This window comes from Ochrobactrum teleogrylli (assembly GCF_037482325.1).
Classification (GTDB): domain Bacteria; phylum Pseudomonadota; class Alphaproteobacteria; order Rhizobiales; family Rhizobiaceae; genus Brucella; species Brucella teleogrylli.
Genome location: NZ_JBBHKQ010000001.1, coordinates 2,850,189 through 2,875,341, shown reverse-complemented (window position 1 = coordinate 2,875,341; position 25,153 = coordinate 2,850,189). Strand labels below are relative to the sequence as shown.

Genomic DNA, 25,153 nt, shown 5'->3' with positions numbered 1-25,153 from the left:
GCCGTTTTTTGGATAGCTTTGGTTACATATTTTATATCGGGCGACGGCCATAAGCCGTCAGGGGCAAGCATTCGCGTCAGTTGCGTGGCGTCAGTCAAAGTTGCGTTGGTTTTCCGTGGCTTAAGCTTCGGTTAACTATAAGTGTCTAGTCTGAATCCATGAAAAGCTGGGGCAGTTAGCGGAGCAGGTTTATGCAGCGCTACAGATTTGACGATAAAATGATTCTCACGGAAGCGATTGTCGAGCTTCTTAACCGTGGTGTTGAGCGCGATGATCTTGATCTGGTCTTGAGCCGGATTGGTCCGGTCGATCTTGATTTGATGCATCAGTGTCTGGTCGAGGTCTGGAACTATAACCATCCCGAATTTGCCGAAACGGCGATGGCTGCCTGATATCGGGTGGCTCATTTTCGGCGGGCGATTTCTGCTCTTTGGCAGAAATTTCGGGGATGTCACAATCTTGAAACGGAGAAGGTTTATATCTGCCTCCGTATCGGGAATTCACCTGGGACGACGACCGCGGATGAACCGGCGTCAACTCAGGTGAAAGCGGAAGGTCGGGTCCATCCCGGCCTTTTTCGTTTTGGTTTCCTTAAGTCTGGCTTCCCGCTGTTCGGGCAGGGGCAGGGGGAACACTGTTTCTGGAAACGGATAGGCTCCATGATACGCCACATCGTTCTGATCAAATTCAAGCGGGAACTTGATGGCGCGGCCATCGAGCGGGCACTTGCTTCGGTTGTTGCTCTCAAAGGCAAGATCGACGGCATAGTTTCTGTCACGACCGGGGCCAACAACAGCCCCGAAGGGTTGGAAAAAGGCTTTCGCCACGGTTTTGTGGTGGATTTTTCCGATGCTGCGGCGCGTGACGCCTATCTGCCGCATCCCGAACACGTCAAGGTTGGTAAGGGTCTCGTCGAAGCTGCGGAAGGCGGTGTCGACGGCATTCTCGTGTTCGATTTCGATATCTGAGCATTACCTATAACAGAAGCCCGCCCACGCCCATGCGGGACAAGTCGGCCGAATTGAGGTCGATGCCTGCCATCAGGCGGTCCAGCACCCAGTCGAGACTGTTTTCTCGCATGCTGCGGGCCGAACCCGGTGCCGCGATGATATATTTGCCGTCGCGCTTTCCAAGCACCAGCAGATTGCCGGGATCGACCGGCATGCCGATGCGCAGAATTTCTCCGCCACTCTGGAGGATCGAACGCGGCACGATGTCGGTGGCGTCGGCAACCGCCGATGCACTGAAAACCACGATAATGTCGCAGCCAATGCTTATGCCCGAAATCGCGCTGGCCAGCGCCTCCGTATCATGGGCGACACGCTTTTCCGCGATTAGCGTGCCGCCATTGCGCGCAACGCGCTTTACCATCAGCTCGCGCGTCTTGTTGAGCACCGTCTCGCGGATCGAGGGAAGTCGCGACTGGATCAGGCCGATGCGCAGCGGGCGAAACGCCTTGACGTCCATCGCCTGTTGTCCGTGGAGGAGGGGGCAGATGGCATCGACAATATTTTTTGGTACGGCAAAGGGAATGATCTTGACCGTCGCGACCATCTGGCCTGCTTCCACGCGCATATGATTGCGTATTGTCGCCAGAGAAATGCGCGCGTCATAGACGTTGACCGCATCGATTGTTGAAGCATTCACGCAGAAAACGCCATCGAAGCTGGCAAAAAGATTGATGCGTCCGGTCGTCGCCGTGCCGGTATGGATCGTCTGCGAGGTGAGGGCGGCCCCGATCGACTGCGCCGCTTCGTCTTCGCCAATATCGCCGGGCTCGAACCGAGCCGCCAGAACGCTTGTGAGGCCAGCCTGCTGCAGGGCCGCGCAATGTTCGCGGGAGAGCACGGTCCCCTTGCGCAGCGTGAACGCACCCGCCGTTACCGCATAGGCCAGTACCGCGCCTTCTGATTCATCGAGCGGTAAGTCGGCGAAAATCATGGTGCCCTTTCCAGACTTCAGTCGGCCAGCCCCAAAACGTTGCGGGTTTTAGGTTGTGTGTTTTTAGATTGTCTTAGTCGCGGCCCGGCGACTTCACAATGTGGTTTATCGGTTCCAGATCGCGCGGCTATCGCAGCATTTATCCGTTGGTTGTACTTGCATGACCGGGGACAAGGGGGTAAGTCACCGCCGCGTCAGCGCAATAGGGGCTCTAATTCCCCGCGTTCAGGCGCTGGCGGAGATGCCATTTCCGCCAATTGGAGTCTGGTTTGCGGCGTTTTTGACCGCGACATTACGATCCAGCACAAATTTCTCCAGACAGGTGACAAACGGAACTATTCGTTATAACGGTACGTTTGGAATTTTCAGAATTTACCGAAAACTGAAAAACGACATACGTGCCGGATTTGACGCTCGCGACATGACGAACCCCTGCGGTTCACGTTAACGGGCAGCTTGAAAGTGATTTCAAGTTCAAAGCCACACTGAGACGAAATCGCTCTGGTGCGATCTGAAGAACTGAAGCGTCTGACCGGGAATAGTCCCGGCAGCGGGTTTCAGATTTTCAGATCGCATCGGTGCAGGATGGAAAGACAAATGAAACTCGGCATCCCTCGGACGATCGTTTCGTTCGCCGTACTGGCCCTGACTGCGTTTCTTGCCGGCTGCGAGAACCAGGTTCTTCTCTCTCCCAAGGGAGAGGTCGGCGTGGCGGAACGCGATCTTATCCTTTTTGCGACCGGCCTTATGTTGCTCGTCGTGCTGCCTGTCATCTTCATGACGCTGTACTTCGCCTGGAAATACCGCGCCACGAATGAAAAGGCGGATTATCAGCCCGACTGGCACCACTCGACCAAGATCGAACTGGGCGTCTGGCTCATTCCTCTGGCGATCATCGTGGTTCTCGGCACGGTCACCTGGATCAGCACGCATAAGCTCGATCCGTACCGCCCGCTGGAATCCAGCGTGAAGCCGATCAATGTCGAAGTGGTTGCGCTCGACTGGAAATGGCTTTTCATCTATCCTGATCAGGGCATTGCCACCGTCAATGAAATGGCCATGCCTGTTGATGTTCCGGTCAACTTCAAGCTGACCTCCAGCAACATCATGAACTCCTTCTTCATTCCGGCGCTGGGCAGCATGGTCTACACCATGCCGAGCATGCAGACGAAGCTGCATCTCATCGCCAATCATGAAGGTGAGTTCGACGGCATTTCCGCCAATTATAGCGGTCAGGGCTTTGCCCAGATGCGCTTCAAGGCGCATGCCTATAATCAGGCCGACTTCGACAAGTGGGTTGCCGACGTGAAGGCCAAGGGCGAAGAACTGGGCCGTGATCGCTATGCATCGCTGGTTCAGCCGAGCGAAAAGCATGCGGTGCAGTTCTTCAACTACAATGACAAGACGCTGTTCCACGATATCGTGAACCGCTGCTGGGACGGCAAGTCCGTCTGCATGGACGATGAAATGCACCGTCAGCAGATGATCCGTGAAGCGCGCGCAAACCTGCGCAAGTCTTCGCCTGTCGATTTCAGCCAGTGGGCGAGCGACATGATCTGTGCAGTGGCGCCGCAGCGCCTGTCGCAGCTCGCAAACTGATTTGCCCTTGCGCCGTGATCTCCTGCGAGATCGCGGCTATCGGCATTCAATCTTTTGTTTCACGCGGTTCCGGACTGAAAGCCGTCAGAGGCTTTCCCGGAATTGCTCCAATCGAAGCGTGATAAAAATGTTCGGAAAACTTACGCTCGAAGCGATCCCGTATCACGAGCCGATCATCATGGTCACATTGACCGCGGTGGCTGGTGGTGCGCTCGCTATTCTGGCAGCCATCACTTATTACGGCAAATGGGCCCCGCTCTGGAAAGACTGGCTCACGACGGTCGATCACAAGCGTATCGGCATCATGTATATCATTCTGGCTTTCGTGATGCTGTTCCGCGGCTTCTCGGACGCCGTGATGATGCGCGCGCAGCAGGCTCTTGCCTCGGGCGCGAATGAAGGCTTTTTGCCCCCCCATCACTACGACCAGATCTTCACCGCCCACGGCGTGATCATGATCTTCTTCGTGGCGATGCCATTCGTCGTCGGTCTGATGAACTTTGCGGTTCCGCTCCAGATCGGTGCGCGCGACGTTGCTTTCCCCTACCTCAACTCGCTGAGCTTCTGGCTCACGGTCGCCGGTGCGGTTCTGATCAACCTGTCGCTCGGCATCGGCGAATTCGCCAAGACCGGCTGGCTTGCTTATCCGCCGCTGTCCGGCAAGGAATTCAGCCCGGATGTCGGCGTGGATTACTATATCTGGGCCTTGCAGATTTCCGGTATGGGTACGCTGCTTTCAGGCGTCAACCTGATCACCACCATCATCAAGATGCGTGCGCCCGGTATGGGCATGATGCAGGTTCCGGTCTTCACCTGGACCGCGCTCTGCTCGAACGTGCTGATCGTCGCAGCCTTCCCGATCCTCACTGTCACGCTGGCCCTGCTTTCGCTGGACCGCTATCTGGATTTCCACTTCTTCACCAATGATGCTGGTGGCAATCCGATGATGTATGTGAACCTGATCTGGATCTGGGGTCACCCGGAAGTCTATATCCTCATCCTGCCGGCTTTCGGTGTCTTCTCCGAAATCATCGCGACCTTCTCCGGCAAGCGTCTGTTCGGCTACAAGTCGATGGTCTACGCAACCGTTGCCATTACGGTCCTGTCGTTCCTCGTCTGGGTGCACCACTTCTTCACCATGGGTGGCGGCGCCAATGTCAACGCCTTCTTCGGTGTTGCGACGATGATCATCTCGATCCCGACGGGGGCTAAGGTCTTCAACTGGCTGTTCACGATGTATAAGGGCCGCGTCCGCATGGAAACGCCGGTTCTGTGGACGATCGGCTTCATGTGTACCTTCGTGGTTGGCGGTATGACGGGCGTTCTGCTTGCTGTTCCGCCTGCGGATTTCGTGCTGCATAACTCGGTGTTCCTGATCGCCCACTTCCACAATGTGATCATCTCGGGCGTGCTGTTCGGCTGCTTTGCCGGTCTCGTCTACTGGTGGCCGAAGGCTTTCGGCTTCAAGCTGAACGAACGTCTGGGCCGCAACGCGTTCTGGTGCTGGCTGGTCGGCTTCATCATGGCGTTCATGCCGCTCTATGTGCTCGGCCTGATGGGCATGACCCGTCGTCTGAACCACACCGAAAACCCGGCATGGCACATCTATCTGATCATCGCCGCCGTCGGCGTTGCGATCATCCTGTGCGGTATCGTGTTCCAGGTTCTGCAGATCATGGTTTCGATCCGCGACCGCGAAAAGCTGCGTGACAACAACGGCGACAGCTGGGGTACGGGCCGTACGCTGGAATGGTCGCTGGCTTCGCCGCCTGCATTCTACAACTTCGCTGAAGTGCCGCATGTCCGCGACCACGACAGCTGGTGGGACATGAAGCAGAACGGTTATGTGCGCCGCACGGAAAAGTTCGCACGCATCCACATGCCGAAGAACACCGGTACGGGTTTCATCATCGGCATCATGAACATTCCGCTCGGCTTTGCGCTGGTGTGGCATATCTGGTGGCTGGCCATTGCCTCTGCCGTGGGTGTACTCGCCGTTGCGATCTTCCACTCGTTCAACAATGACAGAGACTTCTACGTCTCGGCCGAAGAAGTGCAGAGCGTCGAAGACCTTCGCACCCGGCAACTGATGGCTCAGGAGGCTTGATCCATGAGCGCTAGCATTTCAACGGCCGGTCCATTCACGGGCGGCAACGAGCATCCTGCTCACGAAGACCATCAGGATGCAGGGTCGACCACGCTGGTCGGCTTCTGGATCTACCTGATGAGCGATTGCGTCCTGTTCTCGGGCCTGTTTGCAACCTATGCCGTTCTGGCGCACCAGTTTGCGGGCGGTCCGACCGGCCGTGAACTCTTCGACCTGCAGTTTGTGTTGACCGAAACCATGCTGCTGCTGGTCTCGTCGCTGACCTATGGTCTGGCGACGCTGTCCATGTACAAGAAGAACCGTGCAGGCGTGCTGTTCTGGCTGGGCGTCACGTTCCTGCTGGGTGCAGCCTTCCTCGTGATGGAAGTCTATGAATTCCATCACCTGATTCTCGAAGACGCCGGCCCGAGCCGCAGCGCGTTCCTTTCGGCTTTCTTCGCGCTGGTCGGAACCCACGGTCTTCACATCACGTCCGGCCTGATCTGGATTCTGGTGCTTTCCGCCCAGCTTCTGCGTGACGGTCTGACGGAAAAGAACCAGACGCGCGTGATGTGCCTCAGCCTCTTCTGGCACTTCCTGGACATCATCTGGATTGGCGTCTTTACCCTTGTCTATCTGCTGGGTGTACTGTGATGAGTTCTGCACACGAAACACACGATCATGCCGCGCATGGCAGCCTGAAGTCGTATTTGATCGGCTTCGTGCTGGCGGTTATTCTCACCGTCGTTCCATTTCTTCTGGCGATGAACGGCTATTTCACGCCTGCCACGACCGCAGCCGTTGTTCTCGGCATCGCCGTCGTTCAGATCCTGGTGCATCTGGTTTACTTCCTGCACCTCGATCCGAAGTCGGAAGGCGGCTGGAACATTCTGGCGCTCATCTTCACGGTCATCATTCTGGCTATCGTGCTTGCCGGCTCCATCTGGGTCATGCATCACCTCGATACCAATATGATGCCGATGTACATGACGCCTGACGACGTGCGTAACCTGCCTTAATCGGACCGCGCCCGGCGGGGTTGGTCTTTGACATGCCCCGCTGAGCTACCGTTTCTCCCGCGCGCCGGACCATGATCCGCACACGGTTTGAATCGCGGCTTTATCCTCCCTCTCTCCCCCCAAAGCCGCGTGGCGCTCCGGTTCCCTCCGGAGCGCCTCCCTTTTTTGTGCGCTTCATATTTTGCATTTTCAGCGCGAAGTCTTCGCGTCTGCGACCGGGCGTTGCGTAAAGCTGTGGTAACGTTAACACTCCCTTGACTGAATCCGTTCATATCTAGAGCTTAAGCTTTAGGTTGTTGCTTGGCGCCCCGACCTCCCTATGGTAATCCCTGAAACGTCCTGGGTGGGAAATGGAAACGGGACGCTGCCAGGCGACCGCATAGACAGGAACCGGACAGTAACGCGTATGACTCGGAGTAACAGGACGATACAGGGAAAAGGCATTGCCATGCTTTTGCTGGCGGCGCATTTTTCCTCGTTTACCGTGTCGCCTGCTTTGGCGTTTGAGCTTTTTGGCGTCCGTCTTTGGGGCGAAGACAAGAAAACCGATCCCGATATCATCGATCCGAAGACCTATGAGGTCGAGGTCACTACCACCGGTGATCGCAAGAATGCGGATGGCACCGAAGCCGATCTGAAATCCGTCGTTGAAGGTGCATCCGGTCTGGTGACCGACGCGGACAAGCCCGCCTCGGGTTCCGCCGGTCTGCTGGCCAAGGCGCGCGGCGATTATCGGCGTATTCTGGCCGCCCTTTACGGTGAAGGCCGCTATGGCGGCACGATCTCGATTCTCGTCGATGGCCGCGAGGCGAACGACATTCCGCCGGACGCTGATATTCCAAACAATGCGAAAGTGGCGATTTCCGTCGATCCGGGACCGCAGTTCCTGTTTTCGCGCACGGCCATTTCCAATATAGCGCCGCCCGCCACCGACAAGCGCGATGTCGTGCAATCGCCCGAAGATGCGGGTTTCGCGCCCGGTCAGGTAGCGCGCTCTGGAACGATCATCAAGGCCGAGCGTCTTGCCGTCGAGGCTTGGCGTCAGCAGGGCTATCCGAAGGCGCAGGTGACAGGCGAAGAGGTTGTCGCCGACCATGATGGCAACACGGTTGCCGCCGATGTCGCGCTCGATCCGGGCCGCAAGGCGCATTATGGGCCGGTCAGCGTGGTTGGCACGGCGCGCATGGACCCGCAATTCGTCGCCTGGATGACCGGACTGACTCCCGATAAGGAATACGACCCCGACGATATCGAAAAAGCCAAGAAGCGTCTTGGCCGCATGGAAGTGTTTCGTGCGATGAGTTTCGAGGAAGCCGAAACCATCGAGCCAGATGGCAGCCTGCCGATGACGCTCAACGTGCAGGAGCGCAAACCCCGCCGGTTCGGCTTCGGTGCGGAATATTCGACCATCGACGGCTTCGGCGTGACCGGCTACTGGATGCATCGCAACCTGTTCGGCAAGGGTGAAAACCTGCGTTTCGACGCCAAGGTCAGTGGCATTGGCGGTTCGCAGGATAATTCGTTTAATCCGCAGAACTATACCTATCTGCTCGGCGGCACGTTCAAGAAGCCCGGCGTCTATACGCCTGATACGGATTTCGTTCTGTCGCTCGACGCCAAGCGCGAAGTGCTCGACGCCTATACCGAGACCTCGATCAACGCCAAGACCGGTTTCACGCAGATTTTCAGCGACGAACTGTCAGGCGCGATCTATGCCAAGGCGAGCCAGGGACGCTACACGGACTATCCTTTCGGTCCCCGTGACTTCACGACAGCCGGTCTGGAAGGCAGCGTGCTTTACGACAGCCGCAACAACAAGCCGGACCCAAGTTCGGGCTTTTATCTGGAAGGCAATATCCAGCCCTTCTACGAATTCCATTATGGCAATTTTGCCACCCGCTTCACCGCCGAGGGCCGCACCTATTACGGCCTTGGTGCAACGGATCGCGTGATTCTGGCCGGGCGCGTGAAAGTGGGATCGATTGTCGGCGCTTCGATTGAAGATTTGCCGCCGAGCCTGTCCTTCCTTGCGGGCGGCGGCGGCTCAGTGCGCGGCTATGCCTATCGCAATATCGGCGTCGATGCCGGAAACGGCAACATCGTCGGCGGACGGTCGCTGCTGGAAGCTTCGGGCGAGGTGCGCACCCGCATCACCGATTCCATCGGCGCGGTCGCCTTTGTCGATGCGGGCTATGTCGGCGAAAAATCGTTTCCGGATTTCTCGGAACAAATGCGCGTCGGCGCCGGTGGTGGTCTGCGCTACCTGACCGGCCTCGGGCCGATTCGCCTCGACGTCGCCATACCGCTTAACCGCCGCTCGGGTGATCCGAGCTATGCATTCTATGTGGGCATAGGACAGGCGTTTTGACCAGATTTATCACCGTTTTCCTCTTCCTGATTCTCGCCGCTGTGGCCGCCGTGCTGGCCATTCCGGGCGCATGGGTCACGCTTATCGGCGTGGATACACAGACCACGGCGTCGATTGTCGCCCCGGCAAATGCGCAAACGCAGGGCCAGAGCGAACAGCAGGCCGAAGCATCGGAAAGCAACGAAGAGCAAAAATCCTATTTCCTGTCTTTCGTGGAAAGCCAGCTTTCCGCGCCGAACCGCCGTATCTCGCTTTCGGGCATCAGCGGCGTCCTGTCGTCGGAAGCCTCCATCGGCTCGATCACCATTGCCGACCGTGAAGGCGTCTGGCTGCGGATCGAAAATGCCAAGCTGAACTGGAGCCGCACCGCTTTGCTGCTCGGTCGGCTCAGCATCCAGTCGCTGAGCGCGGAGCGCATCGATATTGCCCGCAAGCCGCTGCCGGACAACAGCCTGCCATCGCCGGAATCGTCGAGCTTCAGCCTGCCGGAACTGCCGATCTCCATCAGTTTGGATCAGCTTGATGTGGCGCGGCTGCGTTTTGGCCCCGAGATTTTCGGCCTCGAATCGGAAGTCTCCGCAACCGGCAGCCTTTCGCTCGCCGATGGTTCACTGAACTCGTCCTTCGATATCAAGCGCCTTGACGGTCCCGGCGGCAGTTTCACCCTGCGCGCCGCCTATGCCAATGCTGACCAAAAGGTCGATCTTGATCTGAGAGTTGCAGAACCCGCCAATGGCATCGTGGCCAACTTGCTCAATATTGACGGTCGCCCGCCAGTCGATCTCACCTTGACAGGCGCTGGCCCGCTTGATGATCTGAAAGTGGATTTGGCGCTCGACACCAATGGCAGCCGCACGCTGACCGGTGCATTCACGCTGAACCGTCAGGGCGAAGCGCCCAATGGCGGTCGCGTTTTCGCAGCGCGCTTCAATGGGCCGATTGCTGTTCTCGTGCCGCCGGTGTTCCGTGACTTCTTCGGTTCCGAAACCGTGCTTTCTGCCGATGGCTTCCTGAAAGATGCGGGCGGGTTCCGTCTCGATGATCTGGCGCTGACAAGCGCCGCGCTGAAGCTGAAGGCTGCTGCCGAATCCGGCAATGATCACTTTTTGAACAAGCTCAGCATCGACGCGTCGATTGCCGATGAAAGCAAGGGCCGTGTGCTGCTGCCGGTCAAGGGCGCCGAAACCTATATCGACAATGCGCGGTTCCAGGTTTCCTATGGCGACCGTCCGACGAATGACTGGACGGGCCAGCTTTCCGTCAACGGCTTGAAGAATGCGACCATTGCCGCCTCCAGCGTGGCGCTGGACATGGGCGGCGTTGCAGAAAACCTCAACGATGCCGCAAACCGCCACATCACTTTCAAGGTGACGGGCGGCATGGACGGCATTTCATCGCCACGCGCAGAACTGGCGCAGGCACTGGGCAGCAAGATCGCGCTTCTCATTGATGGCGGCTGGCGCGCCGGTTCTCCGGTGGAACTTGCACAGGCGAATATCGAGGGCAACGGTCTCAGCCTTGATCTCAAGGGCAATATTGACGACTTCGTCTTCAATGGCGATATCGCCGCCAAGGTCGCAAGCCTTGCGCCCTTCGGCGCTTTGGCGGACAAGGAACTGGCGGGCAGTATCGACGTCAAGGCCAAGGGCACGGTTCGCCCGATCAGCGGCGCATTCTATCTCGATCTCGACGGTACAGCGCAAAACATGCGCACCGGCACCGAGGCGGTCGACAATATTCTGGATGGCGAAGCGCGGCTGGCCGGTGCTGTCGGTCGCAGCGCCGAAGGTTTTTCCGCCCGCGATTTCCGCATCGGCAATGCGTTGAGCGAAATCACCGCCAATGGCTCCTTCGCATCGGACAAGGCGAATTTCGATTTCGGCGTGATGCTGTCCGATATGAAGCTGCTTTCACCGCAGGCATCGGGCCGTATGACGGTCAAGGGCAGTGCGCGCGGTGACGACAAGCTGATCGCGCTGGCGCTGCGGGCCGACGCGCCACAGGGCACGCTTGCGGGCCGCAAGCTTACCAATGCCGGTCTTGATTTCAACGCCATGCTCGATGGCAATGCGAGCACCGGCGCGGCTCTGTCCGGCAAGCTGTCAGGCAATGCCTTCCTTAATGGAGAGCGCATTGAACTGGGTTCACTGATCGACATCGTCAATGACGAGAAGCGCCTGACCAATCTTCTGTTCAATGCGGGCGGGGCGCATCTTTCCGGCAATGTCACGCAGACGGCCAAGGGTTTGCTCAATGGCGCGCTGAAGCTCGACGCGCCGGATATCTCCACTGCCGCCGCACTGTTTCTTGCCGAGGCAACCGGGGCGGCCAACGCCGATATCGCGCTCCAAGCTGATGGCGACCGGCAGAATGCGACCGTTTCAGCTGACGCCAAGGGCGTGAAGGTCAACGGCAATCATATTGCGTCCGCCAATATCGCGCTGACCGCACAGGATCTGTTCGGCGTGCCCGTTGTGGACGGCAATGCTGCCGCGCGCGATATCATGGTCGGCACATTCGGTATCGACACCTTCGACGCCAAGGCAAACGCCACCGGAGCCAAGACCGATTTCAGCGCCAATACGAAGCTCAAGATCGGCACGGTGGCCAATGCCGCCGGCTCGCTGGAGCCGAAGGATGGCGGCTTTGAACTCGGCCTTGCCTCGGCAGATGTGAAGCAGGGTGCGCTTCGCGCCAATCTCGCCGAGCCGGTGACGATTGCCATGAAGGGCAGCGCGATTTCCTTTGGCGATATCATCATCAATACCGGTGCCAATGCGGGCGCGGGGCAGGTCAAGATCAACGGCTCGGTCGATGACCGCCTTGATCTGTCGGTGGCGCTTGCCGATCTGCCGCTGGCGCTTGCCAACACCTTCAAGCCGGACCTCGGCCTCGGCGGTACTGTCAACGGGACCGCCCGCGTGACCGGTACGCGCGATGCGCCCAATATCGCCTTCGATATGGCGGCACGGGGCGTGACGGCTGCTGAACTGAAGAAACAGGGCATCGCTGCGCTGAATGCCGATGCCAAGGGCACGTCGGCCAATGACCGGCTCAACATCGACGCCCGGGTAACCGGTGGCGCTGCAAGCGGCAATGGTATCGACGTCACGGCGAAGGGCGGCGTGCCGCTTGGCAAGGGCGATCTTGGCGTCGATGTGACGCTGGCCAATCTGCCGCTCGGCATACTGAACGGCGCTGTGAAAGGGCAGGACCTCGCGGGCAATGTCACCGGCACGGCGCGCGTGACGGGCCCGCTGACCAATCCCGCCGCGACCTTCAATCTCAAGGGGGCCGGCCTTGCTGCCAAGCCGCTGCGCGAAAACGGCCTTGCGCCGCTCAGCCTTCAGGCAGCAGGCAGCTATGCCGCCAAGGCGGTCGATATTTCCTCGCTGACGGTGGATGGCCCGCAGGGCCTGAATGTCACGGCGAGCGGCAAGGTGCCGTTCTCCGGTCAGGGCCTTGGCGTCAATGTCAACGGCAACGTCCCGCTGGCGCTCGCCAATCGCTTTCTGGCGGATCGCGGCGCGCAGGCCAATGGCACACTGACGCTGACCGCAAGCGTTTCCGGCGGCTTCGACCGCCCGCAATTGCGCGGCATGTTCTCCACCAGCGGTGCAACCTTCATCGATCCCGAAACCAATGTCCGTGTGAACAATATCAATATCATGGGCAGCATGGATGGTGAAACCATCACGCTGCGGCAGGTCAATGCTGCGTTCGGTAGCGGCGGCTCCGTTTCCGCAAGCGGCACGATCTCCACGAATGCAGCGGCGAATTTCCCGGCCAATATCGATATCAAGCTGGACCGCGCCCGTTATGCCGATGGCAAGCTTGTCGTCGCAACGGTCAATGGCGGCATCTCGATCACCGGACCGCTGGCAGGCGACATGCTGATTGGTGGTCGGATCGACGTGGAACGTGCGGAAATCTCGGTACCGGAAAATCTCGGTGGTGGCGCAACCTATGTGCCGGTCGAGCACAAGAACACGCCGAAAAATGTTGCGAAGACGCTGGAGCGCGCCAAGGTCGAAACCCGCAAGGGCAAGGCCAAGTCGGTGGCGCGGGCCAATTCAGCCGGGCCGCGTCTCGATGTCGTCGTCAATGCGCCAAACCAGATTTTCGTGCGCGGTCGCGGTCTCGATACGGAACTTGGCGGGCGCGTGCGCCTCACCGGGCCGGTCAGCGATATCAAGCCGGTTGGTTCCTTCGACATGATTCGCGGTCGCATCGGCATTCTCGGCCAGCGCATCACCTTTGATGAGGGGCATGTCACGCTGGTTGGCGACCTCAATCCGCAGCTCAATTTCGTGGCCCGTTCGGAAGGCAATGAAATCACCGCCATCGTCACGGTCACAGGCACGGTCGATAATCTCAATATCGTCTTCTCCTCGTCCCCGGAACTGCCGCAGGATGAAGTGCTGGCGCAGTTGATCTTCAAGCGCTCCATCGGTGAATTGTCGGCCTTCCAGATTGCACAGCTTGCTGCTGCGGCAGCGGAACTTGCGGGCGGCTCCAACAATTCGCTCATGAACAAGCTTCGCGCCGGTACCGGCCTCGACGATCTTGATGTCGTGACCGACAGCAAGGGGCAGACAGCCGTTCGCGCCGGACGCTACATCCGCGACAATATCTATCTGGGTGTGGAAGCGGGGTCCGGCGGCTCGACCAAGGGAACCGTCAATCTCGATATCACGCGAAACCTCAAGGCGAAGGGGTCGCTCGGCGCAGAGGGTGATTCCAGCGGCGGTATTTTCTACGAAAAAGACTACTGATCGTTCCTCGATTTGCTTGAATAAGCCGGGCGGTTCGTCCGGCTTTTTCTTTTCAAACGCTGCATCCCTCGGTTGAGTTTTTACGCCTGCGCTAATCTTTTATGAGTATAGAAATGCCTGGTTTAACGGTTCCTCAACCATAAGACTGCAAATTACGGTTAATACCGAGCGGCATGATGCCTGCTCCCTGTCACCTGTGTTTTGGGCGATTTGCATGTCGAAGTTGAGTGATGTTCTGAGCCGCCGCCGCTTTCTGCTTGGCACCGGGGCCGTCGTTCTGAGTGGCGCCGCAGGCTGCTCGCAGACGATGGACATGTCTGCCTTTCAGGTAGATACGATGTCGACAGGCGGCATCTCGCCGATGCGTCCGCAGATCAGTGTTGATCGCGCCATCACGACGCCGGATGTCATGTATGCATCGGTGCAGGAGGGGCCTTACGCGTTGCCTGCCATTCCTTATGACAAGGTGCCGAAGCAGTTCCGCCGCCAGATTGTGCCAGACCCGACCGGTCAGGCGCCGGGCACTATCGTCGTCAGCCTGAAAGATCATTACCTCTATTATGTGCTGCCGGGCGGCGAAGCGCTGCGCTATGGCGTCGGCATCGGCAAGGCGGGCTTTGAATGGCAGGGCCGCGCCAATGTGCAGTACAAGAAGCAGTGGCCGCGCTGGACGCCGCCGCCGGAAATGATCCAGCGCAAGCCGGAACTCGAAAAATACCGCAATGGTCAGGAGCCGGGTCCGCAGAACCCGCTCGGCGCGCGCGCGCTTTACATTTTCCAGAATGGCCGCGACACCGGCTATCGCATCCACGGCTCGCCAGAATGGTGGTCCATCGGGCAGTCCATGTCGTCGGGCTGTATCCGCCTGATGAATCAGGACATTATCGACCTGTATAATCGCGTACAGGGGCAGGCGCCGATTGTTGTCAGCTAACTGCGCCGAAGACATGAATGCTTAAACAAAAGGCCGTCAGAGACGGCCTTTTTTTGCATTCTATTCGTAGCGAACCGATTTCGGCATCGCTTCGCCAAGCCTGACGAAATGACGGAACTCGGCGCGCAGGCTTTCGGCGGAAGCCATGTGAACCTGCTTTTCTGGCGCAACGTCGTTTTGCGCGATCTGAGTGGATACGCCCGGCATGACAAATGCTGCTACGGTCAGTACGAGGGCAGCGGCAATGCCGAGGCGTCGTTCGGTTCTGGCCTGCATTTTGATCTCCTTGCGCTGCGTCGCAGCGGCTTAAAACTTAGAATCGTCTTTGTTCGCAAAACGCTGGGATTTTCAGATCAGTGAAAAGTCGCGCGATGCGTAATGTTCAAAGCGGTGTCGATGGCGTGAATCGGTATTGGCAGCAAAGTCTGGCCGAAATCGGCCAAAGCTTCGGCAAAATTGCTGGCGGCAGCTGCCACATCGTCGCAGCGCCGTTTGCAGGCAATGGCTTCCAGACACGTGTCGAGCAGCAGCGCATCCTGATTGTGCAATCCGGAAATCAGCCCCAGCGTCAGGCATTCCTCGCGGCAGACATGATGCGAGTCGAACGGGAAAGCGCGCAACTGGCAGCTTGCACAATGACGCAGCACACGGATGAAATACGAAAGCTCGCCGACAGCGCGCTTTGCTTCCGATGGTCCGAGCACTTCCGAATAGAGACCCCAGGTCATTTCCCACGGGATGATCGAGCCAGTCTCGAAACCCGCAGTCCAGCGGCGATAACCTTCCAGCACCAGCTTTTCCGGCAGGCGGTCGAAATAGCCTGCACTATTGGCGCCGTTCAGCTGCGATATACGCATATTCATGAGCGCCTCCACGATGCAACATCGGCAGAGGCATGCGAGACAGTAGACTTGCCCTGTTTGCGCTGTGCGGGACGTTCCGTCGCGCCGCGTATAGTGCAGTATCCGGTCGGCAAGAGACTGAGCTGCCAGGGCAGGCCGTCGATATTTGCGGACCGGCATTCACCGAGACCAACCATTGGGTCCTCCAATCGAAAGGGTTCAAGGCCCAGACATCAAAGGTGCGCAGGATTGCGCGGAGCTATATAAAAGCGGCAAATTGATCTGGAGTCAATTGGTCAACTTTTAAAAAGCCGAGAGATTTCAAGAGTGTAGAATTATTCTAGACTGTCATAGTCATGTTTATAGTATTCGAATGATAACGCAACCGCTGCGGGGAGACAGCGGTTGCGGCAAACGGGCGCAATGCCGGTGGAGGAGGGAGAGAACGACACCGCGCCCCATGCTCCGGGAATCAGTGGCCGGAATGATCGGATGAATGTTCGCTCGTCTGGCCATTCTGGGCCGTGACGGGGAAGTTGATCTCAACCTTACCAGCCCTTTCGAATTCGAGCGTAACCGGCACGGTTTCGCCTTCCTTGTAGGGCTTCTCCGGCTGGATGAACATGAGGTGATAACCGCCGGACTTCAGCTCGACGGTTTCGCCCGCAGGCAGGTCGAGACCGCCATCGAGCTTGCGCATCTTCATCACATTGTTTTCCATGCTCATTTCGTGGACTTCCACGCGCTTTACGCCCGTTGTGCTGACGGAGATGAGCTTGTCGGCATCCTTGCCGCCATTTTCGATTGTCAGAAAGCCGCCCGCCACCTTGGCGCCGGGCACCATGGCGCGAACCGAAGGCGATGTGATGGTGAGATCGCCAAGTTTCACCGGCTCGGCTGAATGGGTGCCGTGCGCGTCGCCGTGGTCACCATGACCACCGTGGCCTGCATGCTCGTCAGCGCCGGTCGCCGCCAATACGAGAAGCTGCGGGGCTGGATGTTCAAGCTCGTGCGGGTTCTGTCCGTCTTTTGCAATTTCCGTCCATGCGACGGAAGCGTCGCTGCCGCAGATCTGCGTCACGGGGAAGGAAAGCGTGGTGTCCTTGTCGAACTTGGCCAACTGGCCGACGACGGTGAACTCGTCATAGAACTCGCCCGGCAGGTTGCCCTCGGTGAAGCGCACTTCCTTGATACCGGAGGTGACATCCTTGCCATGCACTTTGTAGCTCTTGGCATAATCGCCCTTGGTGGTTTCGATTGTCCAGCCAGCCTTGACCTGCGGCTGCGCCGACACAAAACCTTCGGGAAGCTCCACTTTTACTTCGGTCGTGGCCTTGCCGTCGCAGCCGTGCGGAATGCGGAAAGTGGCCTTGTAGAAGCTGCCAGCCTTGGCTTCGCTCTGGTCGAGCGACGAATGGGCATTGGCCAGGCCTGCGGAAAGGCAAAGGGCTGCCAGCGAAAATGCGGACGCGAAAAGACGATGATTTTTCATTCTGATAAACCTGAAGTTTAAAAAAAGGAAGGCGCAACCTTTTGAGAAAAGGCGCACGGCTAAAATGGCTTTAATCAAACAATAGGCGGAGCCTGCGGCGGCGCCGAAGGCGGGTAGACACTGCGGAATAACGCAAGCTGTAGCGGTGCAAAGCAATGGGTGATCGCGACATGCGGCGAGGGAGCGGTCGAGCTTTCCGGTGTCGGACAAAGGAAGCCGGAGGCAATACGGCAGGCCTCGCAGCTTTCGCTGCTTACATGCTTGTCATGCCCCTGATGATTCTGTTTCTCACCCTGATCACCGATGCAAAGAACGGGATAGGTGCCATCCGGCAGTTGATACTGCGCGAGCTGATAGCTGTCGGGAGCATTCAGATCGATGGGCTTGTGCGCGAAGGCCACGAGCATCAAAGCCAATACGCTCAGGAGGCGTATGGCGAGATTGCTCCGAAACTGGTGTGCGCTGAACTTCAACCTACGGCATCTCCCTGTGTCGCGGAGCCTATCTAGTCGAAGCCATGCATCTTTGCCAAGCATCAAACGAAACCGGCGCGAATTGGTCGCGCCGGTTTCATCATCGCGGGCAGTCGGACTTCCCCAGAACATACCGGCTTTCGGCGATAACATCCGGGCGATGTAGTTTCGAACTTGCCCGGTCTTTCCTTTTCCGATCAGCCTGTGATCGCTGCCAGACGCCACCGAAAAGCTATTAGGCTAGTCTCTTCGAAATTTTGCTTCAGAAAGACCATTCAATATGAGAACAGAGAGTTTCTACGATAGCATTATAGCCGACAGCGTATCGAATATCGGGCATGGTTTGACCGAACAATCCGGCGGTGTTTTGGGGCGAGGTGGTCAAAGCATTGTGGTTAGTAAGGCGAAAGCGACTATTGAAGCGCACGTTCGAGCGGGGATGCAACTAGACGCGAGCGAGAAGAATGCGGACACCCATTTCGATCTGTTTGTGAAATGGTTGGGTGAGCCCTCAGATGGAATGAGACGCGGGAAACATGGCGACGCTGTAATTTCTACAGCGTTCCGTCAACGGAGTTCTATAGATTTGATGGAATATCCCAGTCCGAATAGAGCAGGGCAAGGTGGTTTGAGCTGTGGCCCCATCCGAATTGCTAGGCAAAGAAGACCAAACTGGGAGCCAGTGAGGGCAAGCCAAAAAATTAGAGACATGGCGATATCAAATAATAAATTGGAATCATTACATGAAATGGAGAAATTATTGAATTTATATCAGTACAGAAATGTAAATTATGAGAGAATATTTAGATATGTTTCTTTTGGAAACTATTCTCCAATGAGAAATTTAGATAGAGTAAATGTAGTTCATGGAATGGTTGCTCTAAATAAGAGCGATTACGCGATACATAAGGAATTTGGAATTAGCGTTGATTCAGCAAATTATGTTAGGAAGTCCATATATTATACTTGAAAGAATATTTATTAATATAATTATTAGTATTAAATCGAATTTTTACATGTTTCGTAAGCCGTGGGGACCTTCTTACTTGATTGGCAGCCACTCCGTCTTCTGTAATTCTCTGTAGTGAATATCAATCATGGGGCGGAGCGAAATCGCTCCGCCTTGTGAATAGCAAAAAAGTCTGCTGCCTTTCCAGAAGCTCAGCGCTGTGGGTCAGGCCGCGGCTCAGATCGTCCGCTTTTTCATCTGCTCGGCGATGTAATCCGCCTGACGGATGGCGAGCGCCACAATGGTCAGGGTCGGATTTTCCGCGCCGCCCGTCGTGAACTGGCTGCCATCGGAAACGAACAGGTTCTTGATGTCATGCGTCTGCCCGTGCTTGTTGACCACGCCGTCCTGCGGCTTTTCGCTCATGCGATTGGTGCCGAGATTATGGGTGGAAGGGTAGGGCGGTGTCGGGAAGGTGCGAACCGCACCGACCGCTTCATAGAGCGCCTTGCCCTGCGCATAGGCATGAGTGCGCATGGCGACGTCATTCGCGTGGTCGCTATAATGAACATCCGGCACCGGCAGGCCATGCTCATCCTTCACGTCCTTGCTCAATGTGATGCGGTTGTTCTCCTGCGGCATGTCCTCGCCAACGATCCAGAGGCCCGCCATGTTGACATAATCATCCAGCGCCGAAGTAAAGCTTCGACCCCAGCCGCCCGGATTAAGGAACGCCGCCATGAAGGGCAGGCCAAGTGAAATGGTCTCCATTTCATAACCGCCGACAAAGCCGCGCTTCGGATCGTGGATCGCTTCGTCGCGGATGATGCCTGCCATGGTCGTGCCGCGATACATGTGAACCGGCTTTTCGAACGAAGCGTAAACCGATCCCGTCGTGTGCCGCATATAATTGCGTCCGACCTGTCCCGATGAATTGGCGAGCCCGTCGGGAAATTTCGACGAGGCCGAGTTGAGCAGCAGGCGCGGGCTTTCGATCGAATTGCCTGCCACACAGACCACACGCGCTTTTTGCAGATGCTGCTTGCCGTCCTTGTCGGCATAGAGAACGCCCGTCACCTTGCCAGCCGCATTGTGTTCGATCTTGAGCGCTGTGCATTCGGGACGAACTTCCAGCTTGCCGGTCTCTTCGCCCTTGGGAATTTCGGTATAGAGCGTCGACCATTTCGCGCCCCATTTGCAGCCCTGGAAACAGAAGCCGGTTTGCTGGCAGCCCATGCGGTCATCGCGCGGCGCGGAATTGATCGCCATGCGGCCGGTATGGCATTCCTTGTAGCCGAGCTTGTCGGCACCGGCTTTCATCACCTTGAAATTATTGTTGCCGGGCAGGCCTTCAATGCCGTTGGTGCGCGTCACCCCCATTTTGTCCTCGGCCTTGGTGTAATAAGGCTCCAGATCGGCAAGGGTAATCGGCCAGTCGAGGAGATTCGCGCCTTCCAGCTTGCCGTAATTCGTCAGCGTGTGGAATTCGTGTTCCTGGAAGCGCAACGATGCGCCAGCCCAGTGCGTGGTGGTGCCGCCGACCGCCTTGACGATCCATGCGGGCAGATTTGGGAAATCCTTCGCGACCCGCCAGTCGCCGGATGTGGTGCGCTTGTCCAGCCAGGCGAGCTGCGCAAAGCTGTCCCATTCGTCATTGATGAAGTCTTCGAATTCGTGGCGCTTTCCGGCTTCCAGAATAACGACGTCGATGCCTTTCTGCGCCAGTTCGTTGCCGAGCGTGCCGCCGCCAGCACCTGAACCGATGATGACGACGACCTTGTCGTCCTTGAGATCATATGGAGCAGCCATGGTTTCCTCCCAATGCTTCGCCGTTTCCGCAAAGCGCTTGGCGCTTGCCGAACGGTAATGCCGCTTTGAATTTGGTTCGGTTGAGCTTGATCCGGCTCTTTAAAGCCACTCGATATCGTCGAAGCCGCGCTGGATGTAACCGCCTTTGGAATAGGCTTCGCCTTCGTAGCCGAAGAGCGGCCAGATATCCTTCTGGTTATAAAGGCCGGTCACAAGTCCGCTGCGCACCTTCTGGAAGAAGGGGCTTTGTTCAATATCGCGCAGGATCGCCACGCGCTCTTCCTCCCAACCGAGACCCAGATAGCCTCCGGCTCCGGCCCGTTTGTCCAGATCGGCAACACCGTCCTCAATCAGCTTTTTCAGCGTTTCATCCTTGGCGGAATCCGCGTCGTAGGGTTTGACGGCAATGGCGTAGAACCGGTCGGGAAGCTTGTCATGCGGATAAATATCGCGTGCGAGCTGGATCAGCGTCGCCATGGTTTCGGGCTTGAGCGTTGTCGTTTCAAGCGCCCATGCAAATTGCGGGCAGATAACGGCATTGCCGCTGATGACCAGCATGGCCCCAAGGCTCAGGCCCGCACCGCGCTTCAAGAGGTCGCGGCGGGAGAGCTTCTTCTTTTCGTGGGTGGAAAGACCGTCGAAAACGGTTGTCATTCGGTTCTCCTCCTTTGCTTGCCCATCCGGAATGAATGGACTGGCTGCGCGTACCCGGCGCATTTTCGTCACCGGGAACGCTGGCGTCTGTCGTGGCCGCTCCTCTCGGCCATGACAGGCGATATGGTGCCGGGCGGCTTACTGGTAACGGCCGCCGCGCTGCAGAACTTCGATCTTGTAGCCATCCGGATCTTCGGCAAAGAAGAAGCGGGCAAGCTGCACACCGTCGTTCTTGAAATCGACAAGCTTGCCGACCTTGAAGCCAAGCGCAGTGAAGCGCGCATGTTCGGCGTCGACATCGTCCACGACCACAGCAAGATGACCGTAGCCGTCGCCCAGATTGTAGGGTTCGGTGCGACCCTTGTTAACGGTCAGCTCGACTTCGAAGTCGGCTTCTGCATTGCGCAGATAAATCAGCGTGAAGGTTTCGAAATCAATGCGTTCTGCAATGTCCAGCTTGAAAGCTTGGTGGTAGAAGGAAACGGATTTTTCCTCATCGAGAACACGGATCATCGAATGAATGGCTTTAGCCACAAGTGACTCCTATTTCTTGCATGTCATTTTTGGCAGCGCTTCAGCAAAAGCGGCTTGCGATTGTCTCACTGGTTGTCGATTATGAAAGAAAAAACGACGGCGTGGTGGCAATCGGCTACCACAGCGCAGTTCGTGCTCTAAAGGGAGCGCTATTCAATCTGGAAACAGATCGGCGCTCTGAAGTTTATTTTTGCGCACATCTTTTCCGAAAACCGTTTCACACTTTTCGGGATGTGCTCTGTAATGGAGGAACCCATGTGCAAGGTTTTCGCCGAGCAGGACCCGGAAGGCTACCGGCAGATCAATCGCTCTGTGCGCATTGGCGGGCATTCCACCAGTATTCAGCTGGAGGCCACCTTCTGGCGACTGCTGGATGAGATCGCAGCCAGCCAGAATCTGACCACGCCGCGCTTCATCTCGACGCTCTATGATGAAGCGCTGGAAGCCAATGGCGCGATCCCGAATTTCGCCTCCATGCTGCGCACCACCTGCGCGCTTTATCTCATGGGGCACCGCCCGGAAGCCGCCGTCTGCGAGGAAGCGGCCTGAAAGGTGCGCCGAATGAGGCCCAGAATGAGCATTGGCCTCTTGGTGAAAAGGGATTAGGGGAGTAGGGGAATAAGGGAATAGGGCAGTAGGACAATATGTTCTATACATACTCACTTACTCACCTATTGCCTTACTGCCTTCACTAAAGGAATCGAAATGGCAAGCGTAACGCGCGAACAGGTTCTGGAACGGCTGAAGACCGTGACGGGACCGGACTTCGAAAGCGATGTTGTGTCGCTCGGACTGGTATCGGATATTTTTATTGCCGACGGCAAGGTCTTCTTCTCCATCACGGTTCCCGCGCAGCGCGCGGATGCGCTGGAGCCCATGCGGCTTGCAGCGGAAAAGGCCGTGAAGGAAATCTCCGGTGTTTCCGGCGCGCTGGTCACGCTGACGGCGGAAAAGAGAGGCGGCCGCACCAGCGACGACGCTCCGCCGCCGCCCAAGCCGCAACCGCGCCCTGCCGCTGCCGCACCCGCACAGCATCGCCATCCGCCGCAGCCACAACGTGCAGCAGCCAAGCCCGGCATTCCGGGCGTCGGCGCGATCATCGCCGTCGCATCTGGCAAGGGTGGCGTTGGCAAATCCACCACGGCGGTCAATCTGGCGCTCGGCTTGCAGGCCAATGGCCTGAAGGTCGGCATTCTCGATGCCGATATTTACGGCCCCTCCATGCCGCGCCTTCTGGGCCTTTCAGGTCGCCCGGAAACCATCGAAGGTCGCATCCTGAAGCCGATGGAAAATTATGGCCTCAAGGTCATGTCGATGGGCTTTATGGTCGATGAGGAAACGCCGATGATCTGGCGGGGTCCGATGGTCATGTCGGCGCTGACGCAGATGCTGCGCGAAGTGGCCTGGGGCGAGCTTGATGTTCTGGTCGTCGATATGCCTCCGGGCACCGGCGACGCGCAGCTGACCATGGCGCAGCAGGTGCCGCTGGCTGGCGCGGTTGTCGTGTCGACACCGCAGGATCTGGCGCTGATCGACGCGCGCAAAGGCTTGTCCATGTTCCGCAAGGTGGATGTGCCGTTGCTCGGCATTGTCGAGAATATGAGCTACTTCATCGCGCCTGATACGGGCAAGCGCTACGACATTTTCGGTCACGGCGGCGCGCGCAAGGAGGCCGAACGCCTCAATGTGCCGTTCCTCGGCGAAGTGCCACTGCATATGGATATCCGCGCCCATTCGGATAATGGCACACCGGTCACGGTGGTCGAGCCGGATAGCGAACACGCGAAAATCTACCGCGATATCGCGTCCAAGGTCTGGGAAAACATGAAGGGCGGCAATGGTGCTGGCCGACCAGCACCGGCGATTGTTTTCGATTAAGGGAGTAGGGGAGTAAGGCAGTAGGGGAATAAGTGAAAAGGGCGCTTGAATAAAGTTTCGGCCTTACTAGCCTATTCCCCTATTCCCCTATTCCCCTATTCCCCTATTCCCCTATTCCCCTATTCCCCTATTCCCCTATTCCCCTATTCCCCTATTCCCCTATTACGTGACCACCGTCGGCGCATCGCGTCCGCTGCGCTTCTTCACTTCGGCGATCTGCTCGGCAGCGTCGATCAGCGCGGCAAGCGTTTCCTGCGTATCGAGATTGTGCTTGGCGGTGTCCGCTTCGTAGCGCTCGATATAGATGCGGATGGTGGCGCCTGAAGTGCCGGTGCCCGAGAGGCGAAGCACGACGCGCCCGCCATGGGGGAAATAGATGCGGATGCCCTGATGCTCGCTGACCGAATGGTCGACCGGGTCATGGTAGGCGAAATCGTCGGCTTTCTCGATCTTCAGACCGTTGACCGTGGTGCCCGGCAGGCTCGAAAGCTTGGCGCGCAGGTCAGCCACCAGCTTTTTTGCGATATCCGAATCGACCGCCTCATAGTCGTGGCGGGTGTAATAATTGCGCCCGAAGCGCGCCCAATGTTCCTCGACAATGGCCTTCACGCTTTCCTTGCGCACGGCCAGAATATTGAGCCAGAGCAGCACCGCCCAGAGACCGTCCTTCTCGCGCACATGGTCGGAGCCGGTGCCGGAGCTTTCCTCGCCGCAGATCGTGACCTTGCCGTTGTCCAGCAGATTGCCGAAGAATTTCCAGCCGGTCGGCGTTTCATAGATGCCGATGCCGAGCTTTTCCGCCACACGGTCGGCGGCAGCACTAGTTGGCATGGAACGTGCGATGCCCTTGATGCCGCCCTTATATCCGGGTGCCAGATGCGCATTGGCGGCAAGCATGGCGAGCGAATCGGACGGGGTGACGAAAATACCGCGTCCGATAATCAGGTTGCGGTCGCCGTCTCCATCGGAGGCTGCGCCGAAATCCGGTGCATTGTCCGACATCAGCAGATCATAGAGATCTTTTGCGTAGACGAGATTCGGATCGGGGTGATGCCCACCGAAATCCGGCAGCGGCACGAAATTGACGACGCTGCCGTCCGGCGCACCCAGACGGCGCTCGAATATTTCCTTGGCGTAAGGACCGGTCACGGCATGCATCGCATCGAATTTGAGCCCAAAGCCGCCCTTGATCATGGCGCGGATGGCGTCGAAATCGAACAGGCTTTCCATCAGCTCGGCATAATCGGCCACCGGATCGAAAATGACGATCTCGGTGTCACCCAGCTTGGTGATGCCGAGCTTGTCGATATCGATATCGGCCACATCGGCGATTTTGTACTGGTCTATCACCTTGGAGCGAGCGAAGATCGCATCGGTGATCTTTTCCGGTGCCGGGCCGCCATTGCCGATATTGTACTTGATGCCGAAATCTTCCTGGGGTCCGCCGGGATTATGGCTGGCCGAAAGCACCAAGCCGCCAAATGCCTTGTATTTGCGGATCATGTTGGACGCGGCTGGCGTGGAAAGTATGCCGCCCTGACCGACCATGATGCGGCCGAAGCCGTTGGCTACCGCGATCTTGATGAGCTTCTGGATCACTTCGCGATTATAGAAGCGTCCATCGCCGCCGACCACCAGCGTCTTGCCTTCAAAACCCTCCAGCACATCGAAAACCGACTGAATGAAGTTTTCGGCATAATTGGGCTGCTGGAATACAGGAACCTTCTTGCGCAGGCCTGATGTGCCCGGCTGCTGGTCCTGAAAAGGCGTGGTCGCAATCGTCTTGACGGTCATATCTTT

General features: G+C 57.6%; 21 protein-coding genes. 12 read left to right on the top strand and 9 right to left on the bottom strand.

Going from position 1 to position 25,153, the window contains the following annotated elements; translation table 11 throughout:
• Positions 1–191: 191 nt before the first annotated feature.
• Entirely contained in the window at positions 192–392 is a 201-nt protein-coding gene (locus tag WIX40_RS13435; protein ID WP_109368090.1) for a hypothetical protein, read from the top strand.
• A gap of 267 nt (positions 393–659) precedes the next feature.
• Complete coding sequence (locus WIX40_RS13430; protein WP_339440197.1) at positions 660–968, top strand: Dabb family protein; 309 nt, start codon at positions 660–662, stop codon at positions 966–968.
• 7 nt (positions 969–975) lie between these two features.
• Here WIX40_RS13430 and WIX40_RS13425 read toward each other — a convergent pair whose 3' ends face one another.
• Positions 976–1,941: a molybdopterin-binding protein gene (locus tag WIX40_RS13425; protein WP_339440195.1), complete on the bottom strand. Its 966-nt coding sequence runs from the start codon at positions 1,939–1,941 to the stop codon at positions 976–978.
• A gap of 597 nt (positions 1,942–2,538) precedes the next feature.
• On the opposite strand from WIX40_RS13425, the gene cyoA reads away from it, so the two are divergent.
• The 7 genes from cyoA (at position 2,539) to WIX40_RS13390 (ending at position 14,722) form a co-directional block, all read left to right on the top strand.
• Complete coding sequence (cyoA, locus tag WIX40_RS13420) at positions 2,539–3,540, top strand: ubiquinol oxidase subunit II (protein WP_339440193.1); 1,002 nt, start codon at positions 2,539–2,541, stop codon at positions 3,538–3,540.
• Between the two features lie 127 nt (positions 3,541–3,667).
• Positions 3,668–5,647 carry a cytochrome o ubiquinol oxidase subunit I gene (cyoB, locus tag WIX40_RS13415; protein ID WP_109368094.1) on the top strand — a complete coding sequence of 660 codons (1,980 nt, stop codon included), beginning with the start codon at positions 3,668–3,670 and terminating at the stop codon, positions 5,645–5,647.
• Between the two features lie 3 nt (positions 5,648–5,650).
• Complete coding sequence (gene cyoC, locus WIX40_RS13410) at positions 5,651–6,280, top strand: cytochrome o ubiquinol oxidase subunit III (RefSeq protein WP_109368095.1); 630 nt, start codon at positions 5,651–5,653, stop codon at positions 6,278–6,280.
• A complete protein-coding gene (cyoD, locus tag WIX40_RS13405) occupies positions 6,280–6,645 on the top strand; it encodes a cytochrome o ubiquinol oxidase subunit IV (RefSeq protein WP_109368096.1) in 366 nt (121 codons plus the stop codon). Before cyoC ends, cyoD begins: the two co-directional genes overlap by 1 nt.
• Before the next feature lie 406 nt (positions 6,646–7,051).
• On the top strand, positions 7,052–9,013 hold the full coding sequence (locus tag WIX40_RS13400) for an autotransporter assembly complex protein TamA (protein WP_442945166.1): 1,962 nt from the start codon (positions 7,052–7,054) through the stop codon (positions 9,011–9,013).
• A gap of 89 nt (positions 9,014–9,102) precedes the next feature.
• A complete protein-coding gene (locus tag WIX40_RS13395; RefSeq protein ID WP_371834148.1) occupies positions 9,103–13,788 on the top strand; it encodes a translocation/assembly module TamB domain-containing protein in 4,686 nt (1,561 codons plus the stop codon).
• Between the two features lie 214 nt (positions 13,789–14,002).
• Complete coding sequence (locus WIX40_RS13390; RefSeq protein ID WP_109368098.1) at positions 14,003–14,722, top strand: L,D-transpeptidase; 720 nt, start codon at positions 14,003–14,005, stop codon at positions 14,720–14,722.
• 60 nt (positions 14,723–14,782) lie between these two features.
• Here the strand turns inward: WIX40_RS13390 and WIX40_RS13385 are convergent, their stop codons facing one another.
• The 4 genes from WIX40_RS13385 to WIX40_RS13370 all read right to left on the bottom strand — a co-directional run bounded on the left by WIX40_RS13385 (position 14,783) and on the right by WIX40_RS13370 (position 17,529).
• Positions 14,783–14,998 carry a hypothetical protein gene (locus WIX40_RS13385; protein WP_109370136.1) on the bottom strand — a complete coding sequence of 72 codons (216 nt, stop codon included), beginning with the start codon at positions 14,996–14,998 and terminating at the stop codon, positions 14,783–14,785.
• A gap of 77 nt (positions 14,999–15,075) precedes the next feature.
• Positions 15,076–15,585, bottom strand: a complete 510-nt coding sequence (locus WIX40_RS13380) for a hypothetical protein (protein WP_339440190.1) — start codon at positions 15,583–15,585, stop codon at positions 15,076–15,078.
• A gap of 451 nt (positions 15,586–16,036) precedes the next feature.
• On the bottom strand, positions 16,037–17,056 hold the full coding sequence (locus tag WIX40_RS13375) for a DUF1775 domain-containing protein (RefSeq protein ID WP_339440189.1): 1,020 nt from the start codon (positions 17,054–17,056) through the stop codon (positions 16,037–16,039).
• Positions 17,057–17,130: 74 nt separating this feature from the next.
• Positions 17,131–17,529 carry a hypothetical protein gene (locus WIX40_RS13370; protein WP_339440187.1) on the bottom strand — a complete coding sequence of 133 codons (399 nt, stop codon included), beginning with the start codon at positions 17,527–17,529 and terminating at the stop codon, positions 17,131–17,133.
• A gap of 586 nt (positions 17,530–18,115) precedes the next feature.
• On the opposite strand from WIX40_RS13370, the gene WIX40_RS13365 reads away from it, so the two are divergent.
• On the top strand, positions 18,116–18,499 hold the full coding sequence (locus WIX40_RS13365; protein WP_339440185.1) for a hypothetical protein: 384 nt from the start codon (positions 18,116–18,118) through the stop codon (positions 18,497–18,499).
• A gap of 216 nt (positions 18,500–18,715) precedes the next feature.
• On the opposite strand, the gene WIX40_RS13360 is transcribed toward WIX40_RS13365, so the two are convergent.
• From WIX40_RS13360 to WIX40_RS13350, 3 genes are all read right to left on the bottom strand, one after another.
• Positions 18,716–20,287, bottom strand: coding sequence for a GMC family oxidoreductase (locus WIX40_RS13360; protein ID WP_109368102.1), 1,572 nt, complete (start codon positions 20,285–20,287; stop codon positions 18,716–18,718).
• A 99-nt stretch (positions 20,288–20,386) separates the two neighbouring features.
• A complete protein-coding gene (locus tag WIX40_RS13355) occupies positions 20,387–20,941 on the bottom strand; it encodes a gluconate 2-dehydrogenase subunit 3 family protein (protein WP_140024505.1) in 555 nt (184 codons plus the stop codon).
• 138 nt (positions 20,942–21,079) lie between these two features.
• Positions 21,080–21,475 (bottom strand): VOC family protein, encoded by a 396-nt coding sequence (locus tag WIX40_RS13350; RefSeq protein ID WP_171316889.1) that lies wholly within the window; start codon positions 21,473–21,475, stop codon positions 21,080–21,082.
• 255 nt (positions 21,476–21,730) lie between these two features.
• Between WIX40_RS13350 and WIX40_RS13345 the strand changes: the two genes are divergently transcribed.
• Positions 21,731–22,024 carry a ribbon-helix-helix domain-containing protein gene (locus WIX40_RS13345; RefSeq protein WP_006471202.1) on the top strand — a complete coding sequence of 98 codons (294 nt, stop codon included), beginning with the start codon at positions 21,731–21,733 and terminating at the stop codon, positions 22,022–22,024.
• Between the two features lie 156 nt (positions 22,025–22,180).
• Positions 22,181–23,353 (top strand): iron-sulfur cluster carrier protein ApbC, encoded by a 1,173-nt coding sequence (gene apbC, locus WIX40_RS13340; RefSeq protein ID WP_339440165.1) that lies wholly within the window; start codon positions 22,181–22,183, stop codon positions 23,351–23,353.
• 162 nt (positions 23,354–23,515) lie between these two features.
• Here the strand turns inward: apbC and WIX40_RS13335 are convergent, their stop codons facing one another.
• The gene (locus tag WIX40_RS13335) at positions 23,516–25,147 is read right to left on the bottom strand and encodes an alpha-D-glucose phosphate-specific phosphoglucomutase (protein WP_339440164.1); all 1,632 of its coding nucleotides are present in this window, start codon (positions 25,145–25,147) and stop codon (positions 23,516–23,518) included.
• Positions 25,148–25,153 lie beyond the last annotated feature (6 nt).